Below are 20,471 nucleotides of genomic sequence, written 5' to 3' on the forward strand. Positions count from 1 at the left end.
TTTTCTTGAAATCAGTTGCGTTGAATTCTGGCGGGGTCAAGCTTTGACCTTCACGTAGCTGCCTGGTGCGGGTTCACTGGCCTTGTACTTGCCGGCTTTCCCGTAGCTCTTGGGCGCGGCGATCTGCTTGCCAGCATGGCCCTTGAGCCAGGCGGCCCAATCAGTCCACCAACTGCCCGGCACCTCCTGTGCGCCCGCGATCCATTCGTCGACGCTCCTGGGAAACTTGCCGTCGGCCCGAACCCAATGGCTGCGCTTCTTGGCCGCCGGGGGATTGATCACACCCGCGATGTGGCCCGAAGCCCCCATCATGAAACGCTTCTTGCCCGGCAGAACTTGCGTGGAGGCATAAGCCGCCCCAATGGGCACGATGTGGTCTTCGCGCGAGCCGTAGATGTAGACCGGAATATCGATCTTGCCCAGATCGATCTTTTCGCCCGCCACGGTGCATTTACCGGGCTTGATAAGGTTGTTCTCCAGATAGGTATTGCGCAGGTACCACGCGTAAAACGGCCCCGGCAGATTGGTCGAGTCGCTATTCCAATACAGCAAATCGAACGGCGGTGGGGTTTCACCTTTGAGGTAGTTGCCCACTACGTAGTTCCATACGAGATCGTTCGGGCGCAGGAAGCTGAAAGTGGACGCCAGGTCCTGCCCTTTCAGCAGGCCGCCGCTGCCCATCTGCATCTCGCGGAACCTGACCATCGCCTCATCGATGAAGACATCGAGGATGCCGGTGTCCGAGAAATCGACGAGCGTGGTCAGCAAGGTCGCCGAAGCCACAGGTTGTTCACCGCGCGCGGCCAGCACCGCCAGTGCAGTGGTCAGGATGGTACCGCCCACGCAGAAGCCCAGTGCGTTGATCTGCGGCGAGCCCGTGATGTCCTGCACCGTATGGATGGCCTTGATGGCCGCATCTTCGATGTAGTCGTCCCAGGTTTTCCCCGACAGCGTCTGATCGGGATTGCGCCAGCTCACCACGAAGGTGCGATGTCCTTGGCTGACGGCATAGCGGATGAGAGAGTTCTCCGGCTGCAGATCAAGGATGTAGAACTTGTTGATGCAAGGCGGCACCAGCAGGAAGGGACGCTCATGGATCTTGGCCGTCAGCGGTTTGTATTCGAGGAGTTGGAACAACTCATTCTCGAACACCACCGCGCCTTCGGTGGTGGCCACGTTGCGGCCAACCTCGAACAGGCTTTCGTCGGTCATCGAGACATGGCCTTGCTGCAGGTCGTGCAGCATGTTCTTCACGCCCTGCGCCAGGCTTTCGCCCTTGGTCTCGATGGCCTTCTGTTGCGCCTCGGCGTTGAAGGCCAGATAGTTGCTGGGAGCGGATGCGGCCATCCACTGTTCCACGGCGAAGCGAATACGGTTTTTGGTCTTGGCATCGCCCTCGGCGGCTTCTGCCATGGCCATGAGCGTGCGCGCATTGAGCAGGTACACCGCCGCATTGAACGATGCCAGCGGATTGTTGCTCCAGGCCTCCGCCTTGAAGCGCCGGTCTTTCAGCGGCAGGTTGGAGTGCAGCGCCTGGTTCCACAGCTGCGCGGCTTCTTCCAGGTAGCCAGCCTGCAGCTGCTGCAGCTTCTCGGGGGAGAATTTCAGCATCTGCGCCTCACTTTGGGGCGCCAGCGAGGCGAGGTTGCCGATGTCGATGTTCTGGAATGCCTGAAAGGCCTTGAGCCACCCGTCTGCAAAACCTTGCCCGAGAGACTCGGCCATGTTGGGAGGAAAGGCTCCGGACATCCCCGGCCACAGTGTGGCGGCGGGCTTCTGATTCATGGGGTCTTTCTCCTTGCTACGTTCCACTGGTTGCCGTCAAGAGTATGCGCATCACACGTGACGCGTGCCTGACAACAATGCCAATATACGCCCAGTTCGCGGCTCTACAAGGCGCCAGCCCCTCAGGGCATACCACTAGTGCACTAAATCAACAATTCACTAAAACTAGCTTGTTGATGGCTCTGGCTCTGGCTCTGGCTGTGGCTTGCTCACTCCTCGTCCGCCACGGTTGATTCGGTGTTTTGCGAATCGCCCGCATGGGCAGGGATGACTCGGCCATGCTCATCAGCCAGCCCCACCAGCAGCGCGCGCCCATCCGGCATTGCACGGAACTCGCCGAACCTGGCTTTTTCAAAGCGCGCGCCCTCGCCTTCGGCGAAGAAATAGGCGTCAGTCACCAACACCCATTGCCCCTTGAGCTGTTTCAGCGGCAGCAGGATTTCACCTGCTTCCACGGCTTCGCCGGGCTGCGCCAAACGCAGAAGCTCGGCTTCGTTGCGCTCATTCAAGCGCGCGACGGCCACGGCGCGCTTGGATAGTTGATACGCGCCTGATTTTTCCAGTTGGTCCTGCATGGGTTGCGGAATGGAAAAGCGCAACTGCATGTAATCGCCTTGCATCAACGAGCGCGGATCCACCGGCGCGAGCGGCACCAGGATGCGCTCACCCTTGGCAATCACGGTTTCCTTGCGCCAGATGTCCGCGTTCGCCGCACCCAGGGCGATCACGCCCCCCAGCAGCACCCAGGCTGCGCCATAACGCGCGCGGGTCAGCGCGGGCGCGGCAGCGGATGAACGGCGGGCGCGCAATACCAGCAAAACCAGAGCCATGGCCGCGCCCAGCAACGCCAAGCCCAGGCCCTTGGCCGCGAGCGGCCAAGCCACGTTGTAGTAGAAGCTGGACAGCAAGGCCAACACCACCAACGCGCATGCCGCCAGCAAGCGCCAGCGCGCGCTGGCCGCGGCCATGGCCGCCACCAAGGCCACCGTGCCCACCGCAGGGCTGAACCAGGCCGCCAACGCGAGCACCGCACAAGTCAGGTACAGCAGTGGCTGCCAACCCTCGCGAGCCGGCTCTGCGACTGACCAGCGCCGCATCAATACCCAGCCACTGCCCAGCACCAATGGCACGGCCACCCAGCGCGGCAAGGCCAATAACCAACCCGAGCCCCACCCCCGCACGCTTTCGGCGTCATGGAGGACTGCACCGAACAGGTGCATGGGCAAATACCACCAAGTGCCCACTGACAACGCGCACAGCAGCAGTCCTACCGCGAAGCCGTCGGCCAGCGCGGCGCAGCGCGCAGCGCCCGGTTGACCAAGCCAGCGAACCTCATGCCCGCACCACCATGCCCATGCCAGCGCCAACAGCGGCAGGGCCAAGGCAGAGAACGCCAACACCAACGCGTCGGGCATACCCGCCACATTCAAGCTCGTCATCAGCGTGGCAAGCAGCGCAAATGCCAGCACCACGCCCATCAGACGCACGACCCACAGCGCCGCCGTCATCCACGCGCTGACGATCAGGGCGGCGGAAACGAAAATGCAAGCAGCCCACATGGCCCGCTCGCTGCCGCCAGAGTCATCCATCCACCGCAGCAGCACCAAGGCCAAGCCCAGCCCCCATAGTTCCAATGCCATGCAGGTGGCAAAGATATGGCGTGTACCGCGCAGCCACCACACGGCCGCTGCCAGACCCAATGCCCCCGCGACATAGCCGGCAGGGGAGCGCAGCAATGCATCCCCCAATCCAAACCCCAGAAAAACCAGCAGCGGCACACTGCAGAGCAGCGCCCCCAGCAGTACCAACGCGGCCAGCAGCGGCGAGGGTTCGGTATCGCCCTCCGGGGTCCAGCCTTCAGGCCACCAGGCCTGGGCCTGCGCGCGATTCAACCAATGAGCATTCATGCCTGCGCCCCTTGATTCCAGGCATGCTGCTGACGCAGCAGCCATGTGGCGCTGCCTCCCAGGCAAGCCATTCCCAGCAGGCCGAGCAGCAGGAGCGCACCCACTTCATAGTCATCTTGAAACAGCACGCGTGTGGCCAGCGCCATGAACAGCACATTGGCCGCGAGCATCGCCAGCGCCAGGCTGGGCAAATCGCGCCATCGGCTGCGCAGGCTCATCCAGAGCACGCCCGCCACCAACACAGCCGCCACGGGCCACGCCACGGACAAGCTGTCCATCATGAATATGCCTGCCGAGCCCAGCCCGGCCCAAGCCGCCAGCGCCAGCCCTACCGCCAACCGGTGCGACCAACGGCCCAACCCACTGGCCAGGCGCAGCCACGGCAAACTGGCCACCAGCATAGGAACCAGCCCCAATGCGAGCCAAGCCAGCATCGTCAGCACCGCAACGCCGCCATGGTGTTCCTCGTAGCTGAACCATCCCAGCAGCCCGATCGGCCCGGTCCAAAGCGCCAACGCCAGCGCGGCAACGGCCACCCACGTGGTCCACAGCAGATCGCTGCGCGCCGTCAGTACCCACAGGAGGGACAGCCCGGCCCACGCAGCAAACAATTGCCATGCGTCCGCCCCCGTCTGGTAAGTCTGGCCGATGAAGGCCAGCAACCCGCCCAGCACCAGCGTGGCTCCGAGAAGCGCGGCGTTCCTGACCCGCGGAAGCAGGCAGGCGGCAGCCAGCAAAGCGATCAGTGCGCCCTCGATCAGCCCCAGCTTGGCGCTCCGCGACCAATCCTGCCAATTGGCGGCCATCCAGAAAATCAGCCCCGAGCCAAACAGCAGCGCGGCCACCGCCAGAAGCCCGCGCCGCAGCATGCGAGCCAACAAGTCTCCCTCCGGCGGTTCGGTCGCCCAGGTGTAAAGCGGTTGGCGCCAATGGGCGTCTGCCGGATCTTCAGCCGCGAGGCGTTCTGCCGCGCGATAGAGCTGTACGTCCATATCGTTCTTTCATGATGGCGGGTTATCCCGCGATGCACTGGACAATTACGTGGATAACTTTGGGCTAACGCTGTATGGCGTTTGCAAGTCTTTGATTTACAAGCCCGTCTATTGGATTGATTAAAATTTAGGCACCCATGGAGAACTCAGGAACTCTTCAATACATCCATCGTGCCGGGTTATCCCGCGATGCACTGGACAATCGTGTGGATAACTTTGGGCCAACACTGTATGGCGGTTGCAAGTCCTTGATTTACAAGCTCATCTATTACGTTGATTAAAATTTAGGCGTCGAGCATCTCGGTCATCACGGTGCCGGTGGATGGGCCAATTCATGTCCGAGCGGAAGCTACGCCGCGCCGGCCCTGCCCTTTTATATCCGCCAGATACATGCCGCCATACGGCCGGTCGTGCCCAGCGCAGGTTGATCGCGGCGATGTGAAAAGAATCGGTTTGGCTGCGCCACGGTACACCACCCGCTGGTGCCATCATTGCCGTACACCCGGTTCACGCCAACGGCTGCCAGCCGCCTGCGGGCCAATGCGGGCAGATCAGCCAGGTACTTACCGCCACCCAGCGCATCGAAGGAAGAAGCAGCGCCCGCATCGTTTTCCACGAAGGCTGCGCGCACTTCGGCGCCGACCTCGAAGGCGCGAGGGCCAATGCAAGGGCCCAGCCAGGCCATGACCTCCCCGGCCCCCTGTAGATAGGCGGAGGACGCCTGCGCGGGCGCGGCTGATGCCAAGGCTTGCAAGAAATGCACGGTGCGCTCCAGAACGCCCCCCGCCAAGCCGCGCCAGCCTGCATGCGCGGCACCGACCACCGTGCCTGCCGCGTTGGTGAACAGCACCGGCAGGCAATCCGCCACCATCATGGTGCAGGCCAAGCCGCGCTGCGCGCTGATGGCGCCGTCGGCCTCGGTACCATCCGGGGTCTTCGCATCGAGTTCGGCCACATCCGTGCCATGCACCTGCTTCAGGAACACCGGACGTGCCGCCAAAGCCTCCTGCAGCATGCCCCGGTTGGCCGCGACCGCAGCGGCGGAGTCGCCCACATGATCGCCCAGATTGAAACGATCCCAGGGTGCGGCTGATGCGCCCTGCCCGGCTACCGGGCCGTCGCGCGTAGTAAACATGGCGCGCACCCCCGAGGGGGTAGGCCAATCAGGGACGATCCAGCCTTGATCCGGGCGCATCAATGTGGAATGAGTGATTTCAGAGCGTGTTGCGAATTCAAGCCTCGGCATCAGGGCAGGCCGAGGGCTGTGCTTTCTGGAATGCTTCCAGCTTCATACAGGCTTCGAAAACTGCCATGGTGCGAGGCAATCCGCTGAGATCGCAATCGAAGCGCTGGGCATTGAAGATCTGCGGCACCAGGCAGCAATCGGCCATGGTGGGTGCTTCGCCATGGCAATAGGTCGAGTTGGGCGCGGCGGCCAGATGGCCCTCGAACGCTTCCAGGCCCACATGCACCCAGTGCTTGTACCAGCCATTCTTCGCGTCGTCGCTTACCTGCAGATCGCGTACCAGGTATTTGAGTACACGCAGATTGTTGAGCGGATGGATCTCGCACGCCACCACCTGCGACAACGCCCTCACTCGGGCGCGGCCCAGCGAATCGGCCGGCAGCAAGGGAGGTTCAGGGTGTGTTTCATCGAGGTATTCGATGATGGCCATGGACTGAGTGAGCCGCTGGCCTTGGTCTGTTTCCAGCAGCGGCACCAGTTGTTCCACGGTCAGTGCGGCAAACTCAGGCTTCTTCTGCTCACCCTTGGTCAGGTGAACGGGCATGTACTCGTAAGCCAAGCCTTTCAGATTGAGTGCGATACGCACACGAAACGAAGCTGATGAGCGGAAGTAGCTGTAGAGTTTCATAGCCCGAAGGATACAGTACCTATATGCCCTCACGCGTGTTCGCGGGAGCGGCACAGGCTCCTCATCGGGAACCTTGAGAAACCACTCAAACCAACCAGGAAAAAGCTGAAGCCATGATTCTTGAAATCGCCGACATCCGCATCACCGCCGGCAAGCAAGCCGAGTTCGACGCCGCTATTCAGACTGCCATTGCCACGGTCATCTCCCGCGCCAAGGGGTTTCAAGGCGCCACCGTCCGGCGCAGCATGGAGTCACCCGAGCGCTATGTGCTGCAGGTGCAATGGGCCACGCTGGAAGACCACACCAAGGGCTTTCGCGAATCGCCCTTGTTCGGCGAATGGCGCGGCATCATCGGGCCGTTCTTCGCCGCACCTCCTCATGTGGAGCACTTTGAGGCGATCTAAGCCCAAGCCGGATAGCTCTTAGAGCTTGAAGGCCTTGCGCGCCTTCGCGACTTCGGGCCTCACCACGCAATCCGCGGCGTGGTCGTTGACCATGCCCATGGCCTGCATGAAGGCATACATGGTCGTGGGGCCCACAAATTTCCAGCCGAGCTTCTTGAGGTCCTTGGAAAGCTGAATGGATTCCGCCGACGTGGACACCTGCTGCGGCTGGTCTGCAAGCTTCTTGGGTTCGTAGCGCCAGAAGAATCCCGCCAGCGAACCCTCCCGCTCCACCATTTCCTGCGCGCAGCGTGCATTGTTGATGACGGCTTCGATCTTGCCGCGATGGCGGATGATGCCGGCGTTCGCCAGCAGCTTCTGCACATCGCCTTCCTCGAATTGAGCGACCCTGTTGAAATCGAATCCATGGAAAGCCGCGCGGAAATTTTCCCTCTTGGCCAAAATGGTGCGCCAGCTCAAGCCTGATTGAAATCCTTCCAGGCACAGTTTTTCGAACAGGCGCTGATCGTTCTTGACCGGAAAGCCCCACTCGTTGTCATGGTAGGGGAAAAACTCGGCGACGGCCGCGCACCAACCGCAGCGTGGCCGGCCGTCAGGCCCGGGGACTGTTGTGCTCATGGATTGGACTTAGCTCCGGCTGGAATGGCGCGAGACTCTTCAGCGTTGAACCGGAGTGCCGATGGGTTGCTGCATCGGGGCGGCCGCCACGGCGCGCTCGGCCAGGAAGATTTCCACGCGGCGGTTCTGCGCGCGGCCGGCTTCAGTCGCGTTGCTGGCGATCGGCTCATGCGAGCCGCGGCCATCGGTACGTACCCGGCGCGTATCCACGCCGCGTGAGGACAGGTAATCCCGGACGCTGTTGGCACGCTGAACCGATAGTGGGTTGTTGATGGCATCGGAGCCAGTCGAATCGGTGTGACCGATGATCGTGACTTCCGTATTCGGCTGGCTGCTCAGGCCCTGGGCAAACTGATCCAGGATAGGGCGCAAGGCCGGCTGGATGTCCGCACGGCCCACGGCAAAGGAAATATCGTTGGGAATATTGAGCTTGAGCTGGTTGTCAGGCGTTTGAGAAACCTGAACGCCGGTGCCCGCGGTGGCACGTTCCATCTCGGCCTTTTTGTTCTCCATGTACCTGGACCAGGCATAGCCGCCCAGCGCACCCACACCGGCGCCGATGGCAGCGCCCTTGCCGTCGCCAAGCAGCCCCCCGGCCACGGCGCCGATACCTGCGCCAATGCCAGTGTTGCGCTGGGTTTCGCTCATGTTGGCACAGCCGGTCATCAGGATCGCGGCGGCGCTGACGGAAAGAATCAATGTGCGATGGGAAGAAATGGTGCGCTTCATGTCATGTTCCTTCTTTTGAAAATCTACAGAAATCTACGGGAGAGACCTGTTTGATTTGAAGTCAGTCAACCACCCCGGCTTTGTAGGACAGGAACTCAATCCCCGTCAAGACGCCGCCTCTCCGTCGTGATTGGAGACCAATTTGGCAAGCAAGCCCATCAATTGTTGCCGCTCGGCCACATCCAGCGGCGCCAGAATGCGCTCCTGGACCCGGACCACATCGGTTTTCATGATGACGGCGGCCTGCTCGCCCGCCGGCGTCAGCCACAGCTGCTTGCGCCGCCGGTCGGAATCAGCCTCCTGGCGGCGCAACCAGCCCTTTTTTCGAGCCGTGCGATCACCGAGCCGATAGTGGCCGCATCGAAAGCCACTCTCCCCGCCAGAGTGATCTGATCCACCCCGGGAGCGTCCATGAGCGTGTGGAGAATGGCAAACTGCACAGGCGTCACGCCGAACGCAGCCATCTCTTCCGAGAACGCCGCCACGGAAATCTGGTGTGCCCGCCGGATCAAATGGCCTGGCGCTTGCTCGAATGCGAAACTACCCTGCTCCATGAGGCTGAGTGTAAGGGGCGGTGGCGGCTACACTGCTGCCCACATGCAGCGAAACCTGATCAAGCATTGCCGCGAATGCGGTACCGCCGTGGCCTACCGCGTCCCCGACGACGGAGATACGCGCGAGCGCGCCATCTGCCCGACCTGCGGCACCATCCACTACACCAATCCGCTCCTGGTTGTGGGCACGGTTCCCTATCTGGGTGACCGGGTGCTGCTGTGCAAGCGGAACATCGAGCCCCGCCTGGGCAAATGGACCTTGCCGGCGGGCTTCATGGAAATGGGTGAAACCGTGGCTCAGGGTGCCGCCCGCGAAACGGCGGAGGAAGCCGGCGCCCAGATCGAAATGGGGCCGTTTTTCAGCACCATGAGCATCCCGCGCGTAGGACAGGTGCATGTCTTCTATCTGGCACGGCTGCTGAGCGAACATTTCGATCCGGGTTTCGAGACCATGGAAGCCCGGCTCTTCACCGAAGCGGAAGTGCCGTGGGACGAAATCTCCTTCACGACCGTGCGGGAAACCCTCAAGTGCTTTTTCGAAGACCTGCGGCGCGGCACCTGGGGCGTGCACGACATCGACATCCACTGGCCGCCGCAATAACCCGAATACGAGCACGCGTGCCTCCCCGCGCACATCCACCGCTGGCCCTCCTGCGCCCGGGCGAAACCTTTCCACCGCTTGAGCAGGCGTGGCCTGAACACTCGGCCGCGCCGGGCCTGCTCGCCGTGGGCGGTGCGCTCGACGTGCCCACCTTGCGCGCGGCCTATTCGTCCACCATCTTTCCGTGGTTCAGCGAAGGTGAACCCATCATGTGGTGGAGCCCGGATCCCCGCATGGTGCTCGCCACCCAGCGTTTCCGCCTGCACCGCTCGCTGCGCAAGACATTGCAGCGGTTCCGCATCAGCGGGCATTGCGAAATCCGCTTCGACACCACCTTCTCCCGCGTGATCGCAGCCTGTGCCGGTGCGCCGCGCGCCGGTCAATCGGGCACCTGGATCGGGCCTGAGATGGTGGCCGCCTATGAAGACCTGCACGCCGCTGGCCACGCCCACAGCGTGGAAACCTGGGTCGACGGGCGCCTGGTAGCCGGGCTTTATTGCGTGGCGATCGGGCAGTCGGTGTTCGGAGAGTCGATGTTCACCGAGGTCAGCGACGGCTCCAAGATCGCGCTGGCGGCGCTGGTGGCATTCTGCAGGCAGCACGGCATCCCCTTCATCGACTGCCAGCAGGTCACGCGCCACCTGGCCTCGCTGGGCGCCACGCCCCTGCCCCGCGCCGAATTTGCGGCACAGGTGCGGCAGCGGGTTCAGGAGCCCGCCCCGCACTGGCGCTTCGACCCCGTATACTGGGATACGTTATTGCCCCCCTTCCCAGCCGACCGGTGACGCACCTCAAGGATCTTCCGCTTCAAACGCTGCAGTTCTATGCCACGGCACCTTACCCGTGCAGCTACCTGCCCGGCCGCCAGGCACGCTCGCAGGTCGCCACTCCCAGCCATCTGATCAACAGCGACATCTATTCCGGGCTCGTCTTGAGCGGCTTCCGCCGCAGCGGGATGTTCACCTACCGCCCCTATTGCGACGGCTGCAGCGCCTGCACCCCCGTACGTATCAAGGTGGCCGATTTCATGCCCGACCGCAGCCAGCGCCGGGCCCGCGCGCGGCATACCGGCCTTCAGGTGCGGACACTCAAGCTCTGCTTCATGCCGGAGCACTACCAGCTCTACCTGCGTTACCAGACCGGCCGCCACACGGGCGGAGGCATGGATCATGACAGTGTCGACCAGTACACCCAATTCCTGCTTCAAAGCCAGGTCAATTCCAGGCTGGTGGAATTCCGCGAACCTTCCGAAGACGGCCTGACCCCGGGCGCCTTGCGGATGGTCTCGATCATCGACCTGCTGAACGACGGCATCTCGGCGGTCTACACTTTCTACGATCCGCAGCCGGCCAAGACCAGCTACGGCACCTACAGCATCCTCTGGCAGATCGATCAAGCGGCCATGCTGGGCTTACCCTATGTCTACCTTGGCTACTGGATCAAAGGCAGCCCCAAGATGGAATACAAGGCGCGCTTTCGTCCCTACGAGCAGCTGGAAGGCGACCACTGGATACTCCAGACCGGCGCCAATGCTGAAACAGCGACCCCCAACAACTAGTCACCATGCGCAAGTCCAACCCAGACGCCCACGTCACACCCACCATCCAGGTGATTGAGCGCATGTTTGCGCTGATCGACGTGCTGGCGTCCCGTGAGGAGGCCATGTCGCTCAAGCAGATCAGCGAACAGACCGGGCTTCACCCTTCCACCACGCATCGCATCCTCAACGATCTGGCTTCCGGCCGCTTCGTGGACCGCCCTGAAGCGGGCAGCTATCGCCTGGGCATGCGGTTGCTGGAGCTGGGCAACCTCGTGAAAGGCCGGCTCAACGTGCGTGACGCCGCTCTGGAGCCCATGCGCGAGTTGCACAAGCTGATTCAGCAACCGGTAAACCTGAGCGTCCGCCAGGGCGACGAAATCGTCTATATCGAGCGCACCTACAGCGAGCGATCAGGGATGCAGGTGGTGCGCGCCATCGGCGGGCGCGCGCCACTGCACCTCACCTCGGTCGGCAAGCTCTTCCTGGCAGCGGACGACCTTGCACGGGTGCGCGCCTACGCCACGCGTACAGGCCTGGCCGGGCACACGCGCAACAGCATCACCCAACTGCAGGTGCTGGAGCGTGAACTCATCAAGGCACGGCAACTGGGTGTGGCGTTCGACAACGAAGAACTGGAGACCGGTGTGCGCTGCATGGCCGCCGGCATCTATGACGATCAAGGCAAGCTGGTAGCGGGGTTATCCATCTCAGCCCCTGCCGACCGGCTCGATGACAATTGGCTGCCCAAGCTTCAGCTCACAGCCAATCACATTTCCTCGTCCCTGGGGAATCAGAACTCTGAGCAAAACCCATAAAAAAAGCCTCCCGTGGAAGGAGGCTGGAGGGTTCTGCGCAAAAGGGCAAGCGCAGAAAATGCTTTTTTGTTTGGATCTCGCCTTACTCGCCAGCGAGTTCTGACCCTGCCAGGGTGCTGGACGGATGCTGATGCTCCACCCAACGGCGCACGCGCTCGGCATCAGCCAGGCGGCTGAGTTTGCCTGAAGAATCCAGGAACACCATGATGAGTTTGCGGCCCGCCACGCGTGCCTGCATCACTAGGCACTGGCCAGCTTCGGAGATATAGCCTGTCTTTTGCAAGCCGATCTGCCAATCGGGGTTATGCACCAACCGGTTGGTATTGTTGTATTGAAGAACCCGGCTGCCGACCGCCACTTCATAGCCAGGAGAAGTGGAAAGCTGGCGCAGCAGAGGATCCTGGGAGGCCGTGGCCACGAGAATGGCCAGATCAGTGGCGCTGGAGCGGTTGGAACTGGAAAGCCCGGTAGGCTCGACATAGCGCGTATCTTTCATGCCGAGCATGACCGCACGTGCATTCATGAGCGAGACAAAACGCGTCAAACCGCCCGGGTAGCTGCGCCCGAGCGCATGGGCGGCCCGGTTCTCGCTCGACATGAGGGCCAGGTGCATCAATTCCCCGCGTGTGAGTGTGCTGCCCACGGCCAGGCGTGAACGGCTGCCCTTTTCCGTATCCACATCTTCCGCGGTGATGGTGATCATCTCGTCCAGCGGCAGATGGGCATCGGAAATGATGAGGCCAGTCATCAGCTTGGTGAGCGACGCGATGGGAAGAACGGCATGGTCATTCTTGCTCAGCAGCACTTCGCGCGTTTCCTGGTCGACCACCAGCGCCACGCTGGATTTCAGATCGAGCGGATCCGCGACATCATGCAAGCCGGCCATCTGGCCAAATGACAAACGTGCGGGCGCCGCGGGTTCAGCACGTGCATGCATGCTCAGACGCGACTGGCGGGACGCCACCGCACGGCTTGCCTTCTTGCTGCCCTTGCCTGCGGCAATGCGGGTCGTCGTCCGGCCGCCTTTCTTGTTGGCAGCTTGCTTGGTGGAGGTGGAAGACTTCCCGCTCTTCTTCTGCGCTGTATGAGTGGCCTTGGCGGGCGCCTTAGCGGACGTTTTGGCAGCACGCTTGGAAGCCGCCTGGCGCTCGGCGGCTTTTTTGGATGCGGCAACAGCTGGTGCGGACGGAGCGAGCCCAATCAGCCCACTCACCGCCGCGACCACCAGGACTCTAGAGAAGATTGACCCCAGATTGCGCAGCGCACCAGTCCGCATGATTATTTACTCGCCCAAAAAAACAACAGTGGGCTGAAGTGTATTCAAACGAGAAAAATCATGCAATATCAGGCAGTTATTTTATTTTGTTAACGCTTTTCCGATTAACTGTATAAAAACCTAGCCTTGTGCCGCCACTCGATCAGCTTTGCTGTGTAACTTGTTGAGTGCACTCAGATAAGCCTTGGCCGAAGCCACGACGATATCCGGATCAGCCCCCACGCCGTTGACCACCCGGCCAGAGTTCTGCAGGCGCACCGTGACCTCGCCTTGGCTCTCCGTAGAGCCGCTGATGGCGTTGACCGAATACAGAACCATTTCCGCGCCGCTTTGCACGTGGCGCTCGATGGCTTTCATGGAGGCATCGACCGGGCCGTTACCCTCCGAAGCGCTCTTGACCTCTTTCCCATCGACGGAGAAAACGATCTCGGCATGGGGCATTTCGCCGGTTTCGCTGTGCTGGGACAGAGAAATGAAACCGTATTGCTCCTTTTCAGCGGTCACGCTTTCGTCGCTCACCAGCGCGAGAATGTCCTCGTCGAAAATCTCGCTCTTGCGGTCGGCCAGCTCCTTGAACTTGGCAAATGCCGCCAGCACCTCTCCCTCGGACTCCAGCATGACGCCAAGCTCCTGCAGGCGCTGCTTGAAGGCATTGCGGCCGCTCAGCTTGCCCAGCACGATCTTGTTGGCGCTCCAGCCCACGTCTTCGGCGCGCATGATCTCGTAGGTGTCGCGCGCTTTCAGCACGCCATCCTGGTGGATGCCGCTGGCATGCGCGAAGGCATTGGCGCCCACAACGGCCTTGTTGGGCTGCACGACGAAACCGGTGGTCTGGCTCACCATGCGGCTGGCCGCGACGATGTGCGAGGGGTCGATGCCCAGATCCAGCCCGAAATAGTCCTTGCGCGTCTTGACGGCCATGACCACTTCTTCCAGCGAACAATTACCCGCCCGCTCGCCCAGACCGTTGATGGTGCATTCCACCTGGCGCGCGCCGCCGGCCTTCACGCCCGCCAGGGAGTTGGCCACGGCCATGCCCAGGTCGTTGTGGCAGTGCACGCTCCAGATGGCCTTGTCGCTGTTGGGCACGCGCTCGCGCAGGGTCTTGATGAAGTTTCCGTACAACTCGGGAATGGCGTAGCCCACGGTGTCGGGAATATTGATGGTGGTCGCGCCCTCCTTGATAACCGCCTCGACGATGCGGCAGAGGAAGTCCATGTCGCTGCGGTAGCCGTCTTCAGCGCTGAACTCGATATCGTCCAGGTGATTGCGCGCAAAACGCACCGACAGCTTGGCCTGCTCGAACACTTCGTCCGGCGTCATGCGGAGTTTTTTCTCCATGTGCAGCGGACTCGTGGCGATGAAGGTGTGGATGCGGCCCCTGGCCGCGCCCTTCAGCGCATCGGCCGCGCGGGAGATGTCGCGGTCGTTGGTGCGCGCCAGCGAGCACACGGTCGAATCCTTGATGGCCTGGGCAATGGCCTGCACGCACTCAAAATCGCCGTTGCTGCTGGCGGCGAAGCCGGCTTCGATCACATCCACCTTCAGGCGCTCCAGCTGGCGCGCGATGCGCAGCTTTTCATCTTTGGTCATGCTGGCGCCGGGAGATTGCTCGCCATCGCGCAAAGTGGTGTCGAAAATAATGAGTTTGTCGGTCATGTGGGTTTTCTCCTGCATGGAGTGTAGTGCCGCCGCATGGCGCGGCGGCACTACACCTGAACGGTCTTCAAGCCGTGGCAGCTTCGTATTGTGCCGCCGGCGCCAACGCGGCCCGCGTGACACCGTTGGCCAGGGCGGCCAAGGCGGCGGAAGTGATGTCATGGTGCATGGCCACGCCAAACAGGGTGCGGTCATCGTCCACGCGCAGCTCCACATAGGCCACGGCCTGGGCGTTGGCACCGCTGCTGATGGCGTGCTCGCGGTAGTCGAGCACGCGCACCCGGTGCCCCGTCGCCTGGCAGAAAGCCTGCGCGAGCGCGTCCACGGGGCCATTGCCCGCACCCGAGATGGCCTGCCCCTGCCAGGTGGCGGTGACCTGCACATCGTCCCCTTTGGTCTGGATGACCATGTCCTGCACGGGGTTCTCGCTCGGGCGGTAGGTACGCTCGAAAATCGAGTGGATGTCCTGCGCGGTCAGCTCCTTGCCCTCCACGTCCATCTCGCGCTGCACGATCTGGCTGAATTCGATCTGCAGGCGGCGGGGCAATTCGAGGCCATACTCATGCTCGAGCAGGTACGAGATACCGCCCTTGCCCGACTGGCTGTTGACGCGAATCACGGCCTCGTAGCTGCGGCCCAGATCTTTCGGATCGATGGGCAGGTAGGGAATGTTCCACACGTCATCCTCGCGGCGGGCGGCAAAGGCCTTCTTGATGGCGTCCTGGTGCGACCCGGAGAAAGAGGTGTAGACCAGATCGCCCGCATAGGGATGGCGCGGCGGCACCGGCAACTGATTGCAGTATTCGACTTCGGCGCGCACGGCGTCGATATCGGAAAAGTCGAGCCCGGGTGAAACGCCCTGGGTATAGAGGTTGAGCGCGACATTGACAACATCGAGGTTGCCCGTGCGCTCGCCATTGCCGAACAGGCAGCCTTCCACCCTCTGGGCGCCCGCCATGAGTGCCAATTCGGCCGACGCGGTGCCCGTGCCACGGTCATTGTGAGGGTGCACCGAAAGCACCACGCCCGGACGGCCGACGAAGCGGCGCGCCATCCATTCGATCTGATCGGCGAATATGTTGGGCGTGGCATTCTCCACCGTGGTGGGCAGGTTGAGAATGATGGAGCGGCCTTCACCCCAGGCGGCAATGGCGGTCTCGCAGGCCTGGGCCGAAACCTCGAGCTCCGCCAGACTGAAGGTCTCGGGGGAGTACTGCAGTGTCCACTCGGTCTCGGGGTGCGCATCGGCAAGGCGGCGCACCTGGCTGATGCTGCGCTCCACCAGTTCCATCACTTGCGGAACCGTCATGCCGAACACCACTTCGCGCCATGCAGGCGCCACGGCGTTGTACACGTGCACGATGGCGCGGGGCGCGCCGCGCAGCGATTCGATGGTGCGCTCGATCAACTCCTCACGCGCGGGGGTCATCACCTGGATAGTGACATCATCCGGAATGCGCTTTTCGTCGATCAGCTTGCGCAGAAAGTCGTATTCGATCTGCGAGGCAGCTGGAAAGCCCACCTCGATTTCCTTGAAACCAATGCGCAGGAGCATTTCATACATGCGCAGCTTGCGCTCGGCATCCATGGGTTCCACCAGCGCCTGATTGCCATCGCGCAGATCGGTCGACAGCCAGGTCGGCGCGCGCGTCAGCACGGCGTCGGGCCAGGTACGGTCTGTGAGCCGAATCGGAGCGAAAGGGCGATATTTGGAGGCGGGTTGCGACAACATGGGGAAAGTCCTTCTCGAAAAAACCAACCAACCAGCAACCCCAAAAGAAAACGGCCCGTTGCTGGTGCGAACGGGCCGTGAGATCTGGGAAAACGCTTTATCTGCGCGCGCTACCGCCTCCACCCGTTGGGTGTTAGTAGTAGTGCTAGGGATTTAGCGTTCATAAGGAAAATATAGCACACAAATACGGCAATGGTTTACTAGCAGGGATTACCCTTCCCTGCCCCAGCGCTTGCGGCACGTCTTATTGATGCAAGCCCCGCTCGTCGGGTTCGTCGGTCGAGGTGCTGACAATGCTCACCTGATGGCCGTTGATGCGGCGCCAAGCGTAGATGACGTAGCCCGACAGCGCATAGCCCACGAACAGCACGAAGAGCAGCGTGGCCGGTTCAATGCTGATGACGGCGATGACCAGCGCGATCACCACCAACACCACGAACGGCACGCTGCGCCTGCCGCCAAAATCCTTGAAGCTGTAGTACGGAATGTTCGTGACCATGGTGAGGCCCGCAAACAAGGCGATCCCGAACATGATCCACGCGAAGTCGGAGCGCTCTACCCTGACCCCGCCCAGCAAGGACATCAGCTCCCGGAAAATGGGTATTTCATGCTGCGCCGAGAGCATCGCGCTGGTCAGCCAGATGAAGCCGGCGACCAACGCGGCAGCGGCCGGCGAAGGCAAGCCCTGGAAGAAGCGCTTGTCGACCACCGATGTATTGACGTTGAAGCGCGCCAGCCGCAGCGCGGCGCAAGCGCAGTAGACGAAGGCCGCAATCCAGCCCCACCTGCCGAGGGGGCGAAGCGCCCATTCATAGGCGATCAGCGCGGGCGCGGCACCAAAGCTCACCATATCGGAGAGCGAATCCATCTGTTCGCCAAAAGCGCTCTGCGTGCCCGTCATGCGGGCCACGCGGCCATCCAGGCTATCGAGCACCATGGCCGCAAAAATACCCGTGGTGGCCAGGTCGAAGCGCCCGTTCATGGCCATCACGACGGCATAGAACCCGCCAAACAGCGCTGCCAGCGTGAACAGGTTGGGTAGCACATAAATACCCTTGCGCGGCTTGCGAGGCAGCCCCTCGCTGCGTGGCGCGGCACTGCCTGGGGGGAAATCGTCTTTTTCGGTCATTGAATCGGGTCTTGCGCCTCATGGGCATTGCAGCCAGTGTAATTCGGCTTGGACTACAGGCGAAAAATAGTCCCCACTGCAAACACCATCTACTGCCCTGCCGATCATGGCTCACCCGTGTATCAAAAGCGGTGCCTCAAATTGACGACGAGCTTTCGCGGCTCACCGAAGGTCGAGTAATCCCGCGACTCCAGAAACGCCCGATAGGTGCGGTCGAAGAGGTTGCTGACGGCTACGGTCAACTCTGTTTTGGGGTTGATCTGGTATTTGGCGTTCAAGCCGACAACCGCAAAGCCTCCCTGGCGAGCCGAATAGGAAAGCCCGGACACCCAGCTTTCCCCACTCAAGGAAGCCTTGCTGTACGCCGCGATATTGCCGCCAAGTGTCCACGATGTCCCTGGCAGCTTGTAGCTGGTAGCGATGCGCAAGCTGTGCTCTGGCAGGTAGCTCGCATATCTCTTGCCATTGTCGGCTCCCGAAGCGTACTTGGCGTTTACATAGGTGTAGCTCGCGGCCAGGTTCCAGCCCGTCTGGATCTCCCCGTAGGCGCTCAATTCCAGCCCCTGGCTGATCACCTTGTCCTGGGCCACATAGCAGGCGCCGCCAGCACAGGCCGTGGGGCCGGCGGATTCATCGAGCTTCGGCAGATTGCTCTGCACCAGGCGAAACACCGCCGCGGCCACGTTCAGGCGCTTGTCCAGCAACTCGCCCTTAACGCCCACTTCGTAGTTGGCGCCCAGCACAGGCTTCAGCGTGCTGCCATCGGAACTCTGGTTGCTTTGGGGCTTGAAGATATCGGAATAGCTGGCATAAACCGAGTAGTTCTTGTTGATGTCGTAGATCAGGCCCGCATAGGGGGAGATCACACTGCTTTCCTTTTGGGTGGTGGCACCTGAGACGGGATCCTTGTTTTCATAGTTGCTGACCCGTGCGCCAGCGATCAGCTTCAGGTCATCCGTCAGTTTGAAGCGGCCCACGCCATAGACACCCAATTGCCTGATTTTCGAGCCGCCCGAGTAGCCCGAACCTATCTCAGGATCAGGGAGACTTGCGGGATCAAAGCTGTAGGCGTTGAAGGGCGTAGAGGCGGTATAGCCAGATCCCTGGTATTCCAGGTCTTGGGTAAAGCCATTGAACCCGAATGCCAACTCATGCGTGCGCCCGCCAAAATGGACCGGGCCCGACACATACAGATCAAGCGCATGCGACAGCGTCTTTTTCTTGAACAGCTTCATCTGTTCAATGGTCATTCCTTCGCCGGTCGCGGGATCCAGATCCCCCCAGATGTAGCTGCCGTTGGGCTCGTCACCGTTGGTCCGGCCATAGCTATAAGCCGCCCTGAGCCGCCAGTCCGCCGCCAGCTTCTGCTCCAGCCCAAGGGTATAGAGCGTGTAGTCTTTCTTCACGCGGCTGTTCGCGTCATTGAAAAATGAGGAGCGGCTCAGCCCGGCATCGCTGCCGTCGGCAGCGAATGGAACGCCATAGTGGTTCCGCTCCTTGTCCTTCTGGTGTTGGATGCTGGCGCTCAGCGTGGTCGTTTCAGTCAAGTCCGCCTCCACGATGCCATAGGCGCCGCGCCGGTTCCTGTAGGCGTAGTCGACGAATGAACCGCTGTTCTCAGCCACGGCGACCAGTCTTCCCCGCAGGCGTCCGGATTGAATCAAAGGCCCCGACACATCCCCGACGACGCGGCGCTCACTCCAGGAGCCCGCCTGCACTTCAACCTGGGCTTGGAAAGACTCGGTGGGGCGTTTGCGCACCAAATTGACTGTTCCGCCCGGGCTGCCCGCGCCGCTCAACAGGCCAGACGCCCCCTGAAGCACCTCGATCCGGTCAAGAAAGGCATTGTCGATCTGCGGATTCTGGTCAGATTCGCTCAAGCCCGTCGGGTTGGGGATACCGTCATATTGCGACTGCAAATCGAACCCCCGGCTGTAGTAGCCGCCGCCATTCGCACCCCGATCCGCAACGAACACACCACTGATGGCCTGCAATGCGTCGTCCACCGATGTCATCGCAAAATCGTCCATCTGCTGGCGAGTCACGACGCTGACGGTCTGGGGCGTCTCTCTCGGCGAAAGATCCAGCTTGGTGGCCGTGTTCGTATAGCGGGCCCTGTAGGACCCGGTCCCCTCGGTGGTGGCGTCCTTCACGCTCGGCGCAAAGACATTCACGGTGGGCAACGTCCCTTCGGCCGAGGCTTTGCTTTCGGGCACGACCGGAATTTCCCGCAGAACGTAAGTGCCATTTTGCTGGCGGACCGCATTCAGCCCAGTCCCGGAAAGCAAGGCATTGATGGCCGCCTCGGCTGTATAGGTACCGTTCAAGCCGGGACTATGCCTGCGCTGCACCAATTCGGACGAGCCTGCCAGCAATACGCCAGAAGCGCCCGCGAACCGGGAGATCACCGTGCCCAGCGGCCCTGAGGGAATGTCGTAACGCTTGGGAGTCTCCGCCACGGATGGCGTGGCGCCAGTGGCTTGAGCATGGGCGGAGGCACTCCAGCCCGCCAAGGCCAGCACGCCTCCCGCCAGAGTCAGGTGAACCGCCAGCACCAGGGGAGCAGATCTCAGGCGGAATGTATCGTCCTCACAGTGGCGCCCACGCGGATGGCGGGGGACAGGATGGACACGGTGCGTCATGCTTGGTTTTCCTCGGCAAATGAGTTGGATGGCGAATACGAGCGCCCCTTCGCACTAGTCAAACTCGCTGCCTGGGAAGACGGCCGGTGGGCGTTGCACGTCCGGCGCCATGCCGGCCCACACGAAACTCCATCTGCCACGGCAAAAGCCGCTGAAGAATATGAGCCTGCGCGTGAAACCAGCCGTAGGTGGCTGATGAATCGACGATTGGGAT

Annotated in this window: 19 protein-coding genes; 5 read left to right on the forward strand and 14 right to left on the reverse strand. The window is 61.8% G+C overall.

Annotated elements, in window-relative coordinates; all coding sequences use genetic code 11:
• Nucleotides 1–36: 36 nt before the first annotated feature.
• The 5 genes from WJU18_RS18465 to maiA all read right to left on the reverse strand — a co-directional run bounded on the left by WJU18_RS18465 (nucleotide 37) and on the right by maiA (nucleotide 6,558).
• Nucleotides 37–1,725: a PHA/PHB synthase family protein gene (locus WJU18_RS18465; protein WP_423461036.1), complete on the reverse strand. Its 1,689-nt coding sequence runs from the start codon at nucleotides 1,723–1,725 to the stop codon at nucleotides 37–39.
• A 269-nt stretch (nucleotides 1,726–1,994) separates the two neighbouring features.
• Nucleotides 1,995–3,692, reverse strand: coding sequence for a GDYXXLXY domain-containing protein (locus WJU18_RS18470; RefSeq protein ID WP_423454603.1), 1,698 nt, complete (start codon nucleotides 3,690–3,692; stop codon nucleotides 1,995–1,997).
• Nucleotides 3,689–4,684, reverse strand: coding sequence for a DUF2157 domain-containing protein (locus tag WJU18_RS18475; RefSeq protein ID WP_423454604.1), 996 nt, complete (start codon nucleotides 4,682–4,684; stop codon nucleotides 3,689–3,691). The genes WJU18_RS18470 and WJU18_RS18475 overlap by 4 nt, the downstream gene beginning before the upstream one ends.
• 373 nt (nucleotides 4,685–5,057) lie before the next feature.
• Nucleotides 5,058–5,879 carry a peptidoglycan editing factor PgeF gene (gene pgeF / locus WJU18_RS18480; RefSeq protein ID WP_423454606.1) on the reverse strand — a complete coding sequence of 274 codons (822 nt, stop codon included), beginning with the start codon at nucleotides 5,877–5,879 and terminating at the stop codon, nucleotides 5,058–5,060.
• Nucleotides 5,880–5,916: 37 nt separating this feature from the next.
• Complete coding sequence (maiA, locus tag WJU18_RS18485; RefSeq protein WP_423454607.1) at nucleotides 5,917–6,558, reverse strand: maleylacetoacetate isomerase; 642 nt, start codon at nucleotides 6,556–6,558, stop codon at nucleotides 5,917–5,919.
• Between the two features lie 113 nt (nucleotides 6,559–6,671).
• On the opposite strand from maiA, the gene WJU18_RS18490 reads away from it, so the two are divergent.
• Complete coding sequence (locus WJU18_RS18490; RefSeq protein ID WP_423454608.1) at nucleotides 6,672–6,962, forward strand: antibiotic biosynthesis monooxygenase family protein; 291 nt, start codon at nucleotides 6,672–6,674, stop codon at nucleotides 6,960–6,962.
• A gap of 18 nt (nucleotides 6,963–6,980) precedes the next feature.
• On the opposite strand, the gene WJU18_RS18495 is transcribed toward WJU18_RS18490, so the two are convergent.
• From WJU18_RS18495 to WJU18_RS18510, 4 genes are all read right to left on the reverse strand, one after another.
• Entirely contained in the window at nucleotides 6,981–7,580 is a 600-nt protein-coding gene (locus tag WJU18_RS18495; protein WP_423454609.1) for a DNA-3-methyladenine glycosylase I, read from the reverse strand.
• Nucleotides 7,581–7,619: 39 nt separating this feature from the next.
• A complete protein-coding gene (locus WJU18_RS18500; protein ID WP_423454611.1) occupies nucleotides 7,620–8,309 on the reverse strand; it encodes an OmpA family protein in 690 nt (229 codons plus the stop codon).
• A gap of 105 nt (nucleotides 8,310–8,414) precedes the next feature.
• Nucleotides 8,415–8,621 carry a hypothetical protein gene (locus WJU18_RS18505; RefSeq protein ID WP_423461142.1) on the reverse strand — a complete coding sequence of 69 codons (207 nt, stop codon included), beginning with the start codon at nucleotides 8,619–8,621 and terminating at the stop codon, nucleotides 8,415–8,417.
• The gene (locus WJU18_RS18510) at nucleotides 8,570–8,863 is read right to left on the reverse strand and encodes a MarR family winged helix-turn-helix transcriptional regulator (RefSeq protein ID WP_423454613.1); all 294 of its coding nucleotides are present in this window, start codon (nucleotides 8,861–8,863) and stop codon (nucleotides 8,570–8,572) included. Before WJU18_RS18510 ends, WJU18_RS18505 begins: the two co-directional genes overlap by 52 nt.
• Nucleotides 8,864–8,906: 43 nt before the next feature.
• Here WJU18_RS18510 and WJU18_RS18515 point away from each other — a divergent pair, with 43 nt between their 5' ends.
• From WJU18_RS18515 to WJU18_RS18530, 4 genes are read left to right on the forward strand one after another with little or no spacing between them, the layout of a single operon-like run.
• Nucleotides 8,907–9,464, forward strand: a complete 558-nt coding sequence (locus WJU18_RS18515; RefSeq protein ID WP_423454615.1) for an NUDIX hydrolase — start codon at nucleotides 8,907–8,909, stop codon at nucleotides 9,462–9,464.
• Nucleotides 9,465–9,481: 17 nt separating this feature from the next.
• Nucleotides 9,482–10,249 (forward strand): leucyl/phenylalanyl-tRNA--protein transferase, encoded by a 768-nt coding sequence (gene aat / locus WJU18_RS18520; protein WP_423454617.1) that lies wholly within the window; start codon nucleotides 9,482–9,484, stop codon nucleotides 10,247–10,249.
• Nucleotides 10,246–11,022, forward strand: coding sequence for an arginyltransferase (locus tag WJU18_RS18525; RefSeq protein WP_423454618.1), 777 nt, complete (start codon nucleotides 10,246–10,248; stop codon nucleotides 11,020–11,022). Before aat ends, WJU18_RS18525 begins: the two co-directional genes overlap by 4 nt.
• Before the next feature lie 5 nt (nucleotides 11,023–11,027).
• The gene (locus WJU18_RS18530; protein WP_423454619.1) at nucleotides 11,028–11,819 is read left to right on the forward strand and encodes an IclR family transcriptional regulator; all 792 of its coding nucleotides are present in this window, start codon (nucleotides 11,028–11,030) and stop codon (nucleotides 11,817–11,819) included.
• An 82-nt stretch (nucleotides 11,820–11,901) separates the two neighbouring features.
• Here WJU18_RS18530 and WJU18_RS18535 read toward each other — a convergent pair whose 3' ends face one another.
• The 5 genes from WJU18_RS18535 to WJU18_RS18555 form a co-directional block, all read right to left on the reverse strand.
• A complete protein-coding gene (locus WJU18_RS18535; protein ID WP_423454621.1) occupies nucleotides 11,902–13,095 on the reverse strand; it encodes a serine hydrolase in 1,194 nt (397 codons plus the stop codon).
• Between the two features lie 120 nt (nucleotides 13,096–13,215).
• The gene (locus tag WJU18_RS18540; protein WP_423454623.1) at nucleotides 13,216–14,754 is read right to left on the reverse strand and encodes a 2-isopropylmalate synthase; all 1,539 of its coding nucleotides are present in this window, start codon (nucleotides 14,752–14,754) and stop codon (nucleotides 13,216–13,218) included.
• A gap of 67 nt (nucleotides 14,755–14,821) precedes the next feature.
• Complete coding sequence (leuA, locus tag WJU18_RS18545; RefSeq protein ID WP_423454625.1) at nucleotides 14,822–16,486, reverse strand: 2-isopropylmalate synthase; 1,665 nt, start codon at nucleotides 16,484–16,486, stop codon at nucleotides 14,822–14,824.
• 244 nt (nucleotides 16,487–16,730) lie between these two features.
• Nucleotides 16,731–17,615, reverse strand: coding sequence for a CDP-diacylglycerol--serine O-phosphatidyltransferase (gene pssA, locus WJU18_RS18550; RefSeq protein WP_423454627.1), 885 nt, complete (start codon nucleotides 17,613–17,615; stop codon nucleotides 16,731–16,733).
• A gap of 122 nt (nucleotides 17,616–17,737) precedes the next feature.
• The gene (locus WJU18_RS18555; protein ID WP_423454628.1) at nucleotides 17,738–20,257 is read right to left on the reverse strand and encodes a TonB-dependent siderophore receptor; all 2,520 of its coding nucleotides are present in this window, start codon (nucleotides 20,255–20,257) and stop codon (nucleotides 17,738–17,740) included.
• Nucleotides 20,258–20,471: the final 214 nt, after the last annotated feature.

Source organism: Ottowia sp. VDI28 (assembly GCF_049532675.1).
Classification (GTDB): Bacteria; Pseudomonadota; Gammaproteobacteria; order Burkholderiales; family Burkholderiaceae_C; genus Ottowia.

Excerpts from the sequence above, each read along its gene's own strand:
- WJU18_RS18465 (WP_423461036.1), bottom strand. The coding sequence starts at position 1,725 with ATGGCCGAGTCTCTCGGGCAAGGTTTTGCAGACGGGTGGCTCAAGGCC.
- WJU18_RS18470 (WP_423454603.1), bottom strand. The coding sequence starts at position 3,692 with ATGAATGCTCATTGGTTGAATCGCGCGCAGGCCCAGGCCTGGTGGCCT.
- WJU18_RS18475 (WP_423454604.1), bottom strand. The coding sequence starts at position 4,684 with ATGGACGTACAGCTCTATCGCGCGGCAGAACGCCTCGCGGCTGAAGAT.
- pgeF (WP_423454606.1), bottom strand. The coding sequence starts at position 5,879 with ATGCGCCCGGATCAAGGCTGGATCGTCCCTGATTGGCCTACCCCCTCG.
- maiA (WP_423454607.1), bottom strand. The coding sequence starts at position 6,558 with ATGAAACTCTACAGCTACTTCCGCTCATCAGCTTCGTTTCGTGTGCGT.
- WJU18_RS18490 (WP_423454608.1), top strand. The coding sequence starts at position 6,672 with ATGATTCTTGAAATCGCCGACATCCGCATCACCGCCGGCAAGCAAGCC.
- WJU18_RS18495 (WP_423454609.1), bottom strand. The coding sequence starts at position 7,580 with ATGAGCACAACAGTCCCCGGGCCTGACGGCCGGCCACGCTGCGGTTGG.
- WJU18_RS18500 (WP_423454611.1), bottom strand. The coding sequence starts at position 8,309 with ATGAAGCGCACCATTTCTTCCCATCGCACATTGATTCTTTCCGTCAGC.
- WJU18_RS18510 (WP_423454613.1), bottom strand. The coding sequence starts at position 8,863 with ATGGAGCAGGGTAGTTTCGCATTCGAGCAAGCGCCAGGCCATTTGATC.
- WJU18_RS18515 (WP_423454615.1), top strand. The coding sequence starts at position 8,907 with ATGCAGCGAAACCTGATCAAGCATTGCCGCGAATGCGGTACCGCCGTG.
- WJU18_RS18530 (WP_423454619.1), top strand. The coding sequence starts at position 11,028 with ATGCGCAAGTCCAACCCAGACGCCCACGTCACACCCACCATCCAGGTG.
- WJU18_RS18535 (WP_423454621.1), bottom strand. The coding sequence starts at position 13,095 with ATGCGGACTGGTGCGCTGCGCAATCTGGGGTCAATCTTCTCTAGAGTC.
- WJU18_RS18540 (WP_423454623.1), bottom strand. The coding sequence starts at position 14,754 with ATGACCGACAAACTCATTATTTTCGACACCACTTTGCGCGATGGCGAG.
- leuA (WP_423454625.1), bottom strand. The coding sequence starts at position 16,486 with ATGTTGTCGCAACCCGCCTCCAAATATCGCCCTTTCGCTCCGATTCGG.
- pssA (WP_423454627.1), bottom strand. The coding sequence starts at position 17,615 with ATGACCGAAAAAGACGATTTCCCCCCAGGCAGTGCCGCGCCACGCAGC.
- WJU18_RS18555 (WP_423454628.1), bottom strand. The coding sequence starts at position 20,257 with ATGACGCACCGTGTCCATCCTGTCCCCCGCCATCCGCGTGGGCGCCAC.